Below are 6,000 nucleotides of genomic sequence, written 5' to 3'. Positions count from 1 at the left end.
TGTCTTGCAGTTGCTTGATCTGCGCGTCGCGGGCCTCAAGCAGGGCGCGGGCACGTTCGTCACCGGCGTTTTTCAGCTTGGCTTCGGACTCGCGCAGCACGATGGTGTCCTTGGCCACTTCAACACGTTGGTTGGTCAGGTAGGCCAGTTGGTCGACTTTCTTCTGGTCTTCCTTGTCACGGTAGGCTTTGTCAGCCTTGTCCAGCCATTCGCTGGCGTCCTTGGTTTCCAGTGCCGCCAGCTTGGTGGCTTGCGGGTTGGTTTGCAGGGCCGAGAAGTTGGTCCGTGCGTTTTCCAGGTTCGCGTTCGGCGGGGTGGAGCAGGCCGCCAGGGCAACGCTCATCGCCAGCAGGGCAGGGATCATCAATTGTTTACGCATAGTCGTGTCGTCCTTTCAATTCGATATCGGGTGCAGTGCAATCGGGGGCGGCGGCTTATTGCTGTTTGATCACAGCCGGGCGCATGCCTTCCTGACGCAGCTCCTGAACAGCTTTCTGGGAATCCTTCACAGCCTGTTCAGCCTTGGCCGCCTGGGATTTGCGCTCAGCCACGCGAGCGTCCCATTCAGCTTGTTCGGCCAGGCGACGGGCCTCTTCGTAGTTCTTGTCGTGCATGGCGATTTCGGCTTGCTTGAGCTTGTCCTGGGCCGACTTCATTTCCACGGCCGCATACTCGGTGCCGCCAGCGCTGACTGCACTGTTCACCGCAGACTGGGTCACCGCGTATTGCTCGGTTGGCGGGTTGCCGGCGCAGCCCGCCAGGACGAAGCTGGTGCCGATTGCCAGCGCGGCCAATTTGAGCCCGCGCAGGTGGTTAAACGAGGATTTGGCAGTGCTGGTCTTCATCGTCTTCAACTCCATTGGATAACTCCTGAAAAACTTAAAATCCATCTTGTAAGGTCGATTGCGGGCCCGGCGGATAAGGCACATGACGCCTGTTGAAACGACCGTTCCAAATGATGGCTTACTGGGTGTGACCGAAGGCTTTTTTGAATAGTTCAGAGAAGATGGCGATTTGCCTAAAAAAATATCTGACTGATCGGTCAGCACAAAAAATTGGAACTTCTGCGTTGCGCAGTGGTACGCCGGGCCTGTTCAAGGCCCGGAATACAAGGGGTATGAAGGGATGTATCAGTGTGTCGGTTCGTCGGCGGCGGCCGACAAGTCATGCAGATAGCGTCGCGACAAGGTCAGGAAACGCGGGGTGGGGCCGACATCTTCATACAGCGGGTCGCCCTCCTCATCGGTGGCAATCACCTGCTGGCCCTTGATGTAGGGGAAGCTGGCTTCCAGCTCTTCCAGGGCGGCGCCGATCAACTCGGCGAGCAGTTCTTCAGGCTGGCGCTTGGGGTACATCTCGGCAATGGCCGCCAGCCGGGCGGCGGCTTCCAGATCCAAGTGGACGGCGTACGCGTTCTTGGTCAAGCGACCCTTGGCGTTCTCTTCCCAATGCTGGGCCAATTCTCGAATTTTCATGGCAACCTCAATAAAGCCCGGGATGGCGGGCGGTGATGAGTGACCAGTCGCCCGTGTGGGTAAACACAGGCGCCTTAGTCTTCAGACTAGCTGCATCGCGCAAGGTTTAAAGTCTTGTCATAAATGAATGCTGGCGGCACTCTGCAAGACCTGCGCGTCCCGGATTTCTGGCTGGAGATTGGCTGATGAGTGATATCGATGCACGCTTGCGTGAGGATGTTCACCTGCTCGGTGAACTGTTGGGCAACACCATTCGAGAGCAGTACGGCGATGCTTTTCTCGACAAGATCGAGCAGATCCGCAAAGGCGCCAAGGCCGATCGGCGTGGCGCTGGCGATGAGTTGAGCAGCAGCCTCAACCAGTTGCAGGAAGACGAACTGTTGCCGGTGGCCCGTGCCTTCAACCAGTTCCTCAACCTCGCCAACATCGCCGAGCAATACCAACTGATTCATCGGCGCGATGAGTCGCAGCCGGCGCCGTTCGAATCCCGCGTGTTGCCTGAACTGCTTGCGCGCCTGCAAAGCGAAGGCCACAGCAATGAATCCCTGGCCCGCCAGCTGGCGCGGTTGGAGATCGAGTTGGTCCTCACCGCCCACCCCACCGAAGTGGCGCGCCGCACCCTGATCCAGAAATACGATGCGATTGCCGCGCAACTGGCGCTGCAGGATCACCGTGATCTCACCACCGCCGAGCGCACGCAGATCCGCGAGCGCCTGCAACGGTTGATCGCCGAGGCCTGGCACACCGAAGAGATCCGCCGTGTCCGGCCAACCCCGGTCGACGAAGCCAAATGGGGCTTTGCGGTGATCGAACATTCGCTGTGGCACGCCATCCCCAATTATTTGCGCAAGGCCGACCAGGCCCTGCACGCCGCCACTGGCCTGCGTTTGCCGCTGGAAGCTGCGCCAATCCGCTTTGCTTCGTGGATGGGCGGCGACCGTGACGGCAACCCGAACGTCACCGCGCCGGTGACCCGCGAAGTGTTGCTGCTGGCACGCTGGATGGCGGCGGATTTGTACTTGCGCGATATCGACCATCTGGCCTCGGAGCTGTCGATGCAACAAGCCAGCCCGGCGTTGCAGGCCAAGGTGGGTGACAGTGTCGAGCCCTATCGTGCGCTGCTTAAACAACTGCGCGAACGTCTGCGCGCGACCCGGCAATGGGCCCACGCATCATTGACCGCCGCCGCCCCGGCCCCGGTCGAGGTACTGCAATACAACCGCGACCTGCTCGACCCGCTGGAACTGTGCTATCAGTCGCTGCACGAATGCGGCATGGGCGTGATCGCCGATGGGCCGCTGCTCGATTGCCTGCGCCGTGCGGTGACCTTCGGGTTGTTCCTGGTGCGTCTGGATGTGCGCCAGGATTCCAGTCGGCATTCGTCAGCCATGACCGAAATCACCGACTACCTTGGCTTGGGCCGCTATGAAGAGTGGGATGAAGACGCGCGCATCAGCTTCCTGAGCAAGGAACTGAGCAACCGTCGGCCACTGTTGCCGGGCTATTTCAAGCCATCGGCGGACACCGCTGAGGTCTTGAATACCTGTAAGGAAATTGCCGCCGCGCCTGCTGCTTCGTTGGGCTCGTATGTCATCTCCATGGCCGGAGCTGCGTCGGACGTGCTCGCCGTGCAACTGTTGCTCAAAGAATCGGGCGTGCAGCGGCCGATGCGTGTGGTGCCACTGTTCGAAACCCTGGCTGACCTGGACAACGCCGGCCCGGTGATCGAGCGGCTGTTGCTGCTGCCCGGCTATCGCGCGCGGTTGCAAGGCCCGCAGGAAGTGATGATCGGCTACTCGGACTCAGCCAAGGACGCCGGCACCACCGCCGCCGCCTGGGCGCAGTACCGTGCCCAGGAACGCCTGGTCGACATCTGCCGCGAGCAGCAGGTGGAATTGCTGTTGTTCCACGGTCGCGGTGGCACCGTTGGACGGGGTGGTGGCCCGGCGCATGCGGCGATCCTGTCGCAGCCGCCGGGGTCGGTGGCGGGGCGCTTCCGTACTACCGAGCAAGGCGAGATGATCCGCTTCAAGTTCGGCCTGCCAGACATCGCCGAGCAAAACCTCAACCTCTACCTCGCCGCCGTGTTGGAAGCCACGCTGTTGCCGCCACCACCGCCGGAACCGGCGTGGCGCCATTTGATGGACGAATTGGCGGCAGATGGTGTCAGCGCATACCGCGCCGTGGTGCGGGAAAATCCGCAATTCGTCGAGTACTTCCGCCAGTCCACCCCGGAGCAGGAGTTGGGGCGTTTGCCCTTGGGCAGCCGTCCGGCCAAGCGCCGGGCGGGCGGTATCGAAAGCCTGCGCGCGATTCCGTGGATCTTCGGCTGGACCCAGACCCGCCTGATGCTGCCGGCCTGGCTTGGCTGGGAAGCGGCGCTGAGCAAGGCGCTGGAGCGCGGTGAGGGCGAGCTGCTGGGGCAGATGCGTGAGCAGTGGCCATTCTTCCGCACCCGCATCGATATGCTGGAAATGGTGCTGGCCAAGGCCGATGCCGACATTGCGCGACTGTACGATGAGCGTCTGGTGCAGCCTGACCTGCTGCCATTGGGCGCGCACTTACGCGACCTATTGTCGCAGGCATGCAGTGTGGTGCTTGGCCTGACTGGACAGTCGCAACTGCTGGCCCATAGCCCGGACACCCTGGAGTTCATCCGTCTGCGCAACACCTACCTCGACCCCCTGCACCTGTTGCAGGCCGAGTTGCTGGCGCGCTCGCGTCAACAAGAGGCGGCGCAGGACAGCCCTCTGGAACAGGCGCTGCTGGTGTCCGTGGCCGGTATTGCCGCCGGTTTGCGCAACACCGGCTGAGGTTTTCCAAGCGTTCTCAACGGCTTGCAGATAAACCACGACGACCGCCCGGAAACGGGCGGTCAGCGTTTATGCGGGCGGGTTGCACTCAGGCACACCCTACCTATGACGCATGCCCTGCGCGGGTTCCTGCGACTTTTGGCGGCTTGTATGGTGACCGCCCGCTGTGTATCTTGATCAGCCTTTGGCCGTTTGGGCGGCCCGAATCCTATTTTTACGCGATTGGCCCCACGCGGCGAATCCGAGCGACATCTCTATAAAAAATTGAGGAGCACATCAATGCGCGTCATTCTGCTGGGAGCTCCCGGGGCCGGTAAAGGTACTCAGGCAAAGTTCATCACTGAAAAATTCGGCATTCCACAAATCTCCACCGGCGACATGCTGCGTGCAGCGGTCAAGGCCGGCACCGAGCTGGGCCTGATCGCCAAGAGCGTGATGGACAGTGGTGGCCTGGTCTCCGATGACTTGATCATCAACCTGGTCAAGGAACGCATCAGCCAGGAAGACTGCAAGAACGGTTTCCTGTTCGACGGCTTCCCACGCACCATTCCCCAGGCTGAAGCCCTGGTGAAGGCTGGCGTTGAGCTGGATGCCGTGGTTGAAATCGCGGTTGAAGATGAAGAGATCGTGCAGCGTATTGCCGGTCGTCGCGTTCACGAAGCCTCGGGCCGCGTGTACCACACCCTGTACAACCCGCCAAAAGTCGAAGGCAAGGACGATGTGACCGGCGAAGAGCTGGTACAGCGTAAGGACGACACCGAAGAAACCGTGCGTCATCGCCTGTCGGTCTACCACTCCCAGACCAAGCCTTTGGTGGATTTCTACCAGAAGCTGTCGGCTGCCCAAGGCAAGCCCAAGTACAGCCACATCCCTGGCGTTGGCTCGGTTGAAGCCATCACCGCCAAGGTGTTGCAAGCACTGAGCTGATCCTTCGTTCAGCTTTGTGTACAACGGCCCGCTTGCGGGCCGTTGTTGTTTATACTGGCGCACTTTTTTTCGACTTGGACACCCACACCGATGAGCACCCTGCTGGCCCTGGACACCGCGACTGAAGCTTGCTCCGTTGCCCTGCTGCACGATGGCAAAGTAACAAGCCACTACGAGGTGATCCCCCGCCTGCATGCGCAGAAGCTGTTGCCGATGATCAAGCAACTGCTCGAAGACGCCGGCACCACCCTGGCGGCGGTCGATGCCATCGCATTTGGCCGCGGGCCAGGTGCGTTTACCGGCGTGCGGATCGCCATCGGCGTGGTGCAGGGCTTGGCGTTTGCCCTGGAGCGGCCGGTGTTGCCGGTGTCCAACCTGGCCGTGCTGGCCCAGCGCGCGTTGCGCGAACACGGCGCGTATCAGGTGGCTGCGGCGATCGACGCGCGCATGGATGAGGTCTATTGGGGTTGCTATCGCGAGACCGCTGGCGAAATGCGCCTGGTCGGCGTGGAAGCCGTGCAGCCGCCGGAATCCTCGGTATTGCCACCAGATGCCAGCGGTGACTGGTTCGGTGCTGGCACCGGTTGGGGTTATGGCGAGCGCATTGGGGTCACGCTGGTGGGGCAGGACGCCGCCATGTTGCCCCACGCCGAAGACCTGCTGACCTTGGCGCGCTTTGCTTTTGAGCGGGGCGAGGCGATTCCCGCCGACCAGGCGGCGCCGGTGTACCTGCGCGATAAGGTTGCGCAGACCAAGGCTGAACGCGGCCTGTAATTGTGGCGAGG

General features: G+C 61.6%; 6 protein-coding genes. 3 read left to right on the top strand and 3 right to left on the bottom strand.

What is annotated here, in order from left to right; all coding sequences use genetic code 11:
• From IB241_RS16770 to IB241_RS16760, 3 genes are all read right to left on the bottom strand, one after another.
• Positions 1-379: DUF4398 domain-containing protein (locus IB241_RS16770; RefSeq protein WP_192299381.1), on the bottom strand; the 379-nt coding region annotated here is incomplete at its 3' end.
• 55 nt (positions 380-434) lie between these two features.
• On the bottom strand, positions 435-860 hold the full coding sequence (locus tag IB241_RS16765) for a DUF4398 domain-containing protein (RefSeq protein ID WP_192299380.1): 426 nt from the start codon (positions 858-860) through the stop codon (positions 435-437).
• A 270-nt stretch (positions 861-1,130) separates the two neighbouring features.
• A complete protein-coding gene (locus IB241_RS16760) occupies positions 1,131-1,475 on the bottom strand; it encodes a pilin assembly protein (RefSeq protein WP_192299379.1) in 345 nt (114 codons plus the stop codon).
• 185 nt (positions 1,476-1,660) lie between these two features.
• Between IB241_RS16760 and ppc the strand changes: the two genes are divergently transcribed.
• From ppc to tsaB, 3 genes are all read left to right on the top strand, one after another.
• Positions 1,661-4,288, top strand: a complete 2,628-nt coding sequence (ppc, locus tag IB241_RS16755; protein ID WP_192299378.1) for a phosphoenolpyruvate carboxylase — start codon at positions 1,661-1,663, stop codon at positions 4,286-4,288.
• Positions 4,289-4,567: 279 nt separating this feature from the next.
• Positions 4,568-5,215 carry an adenylate kinase gene (gene adk / locus IB241_RS16750; protein ID WP_192299377.1) on the top strand — a complete coding sequence of 216 codons (648 nt, stop codon included), beginning with the start codon at positions 4,568-4,570 and terminating at the stop codon, positions 5,213-5,215.
• A 90-nt stretch (positions 5,216-5,305) separates the two neighbouring features.
• Entirely contained in the window at positions 5,306-5,989 is a 684-nt protein-coding gene (gene tsaB, locus IB241_RS16745) for a tRNA (adenosine(37)-N6)-threonylcarbamoyltransferase complex dimerization subunit type 1 TsaB (protein WP_192299376.1), read from the top strand.
• The last annotated feature ends 11 nt before the right edge of the window (positions 5,990-6,000 follow it).

It is taken from the genome of Pseudomonas sp. PDM05 (assembly GCF_014851685.1).
GTDB lineage: Bacteria > Pseudomonadota > Gammaproteobacteria > Pseudomonadales > Pseudomonadaceae > Aquipseudomonas.
The sequence above is the reverse complement of the archived record's forward strand: the minus strand, read 5'-3'. Positions and strand labels throughout refer to the sequence as shown.

Excerpts from the sequence above, each read along its gene's own strand:
- ppc (WP_192299378.1), top strand. The coding sequence starts at position 1,661 with ATGAGTGATATCGATGCACGCTTGCGTGAGGATGTTCACCTGCTCGGT.
- tsaB (WP_192299376.1), top strand. The coding sequence starts at position 5,306 with ATGAGCACCCTGCTGGCCCTGGACACCGCGACTGAAGCTTGCTCCGTT.
- IB241_RS16765 (WP_192299380.1), bottom strand. The coding sequence starts at position 860 with ATGGAGTTGAAGACGATGAAGACCAGCACTGCCAAATCCTCGTTTAAC.
- adk (WP_192299377.1), top strand. The coding sequence starts at position 4,568 with ATGCGCGTCATTCTGCTGGGAGCTCCCGGGGCCGGTAAAGGTACTCAG.
- IB241_RS16760 (WP_192299379.1), bottom strand. The coding sequence starts at position 1,475 with ATGAAAATTCGAGAATTGGCCCAGCATTGGGAAGAGAACGCCAAGGGT.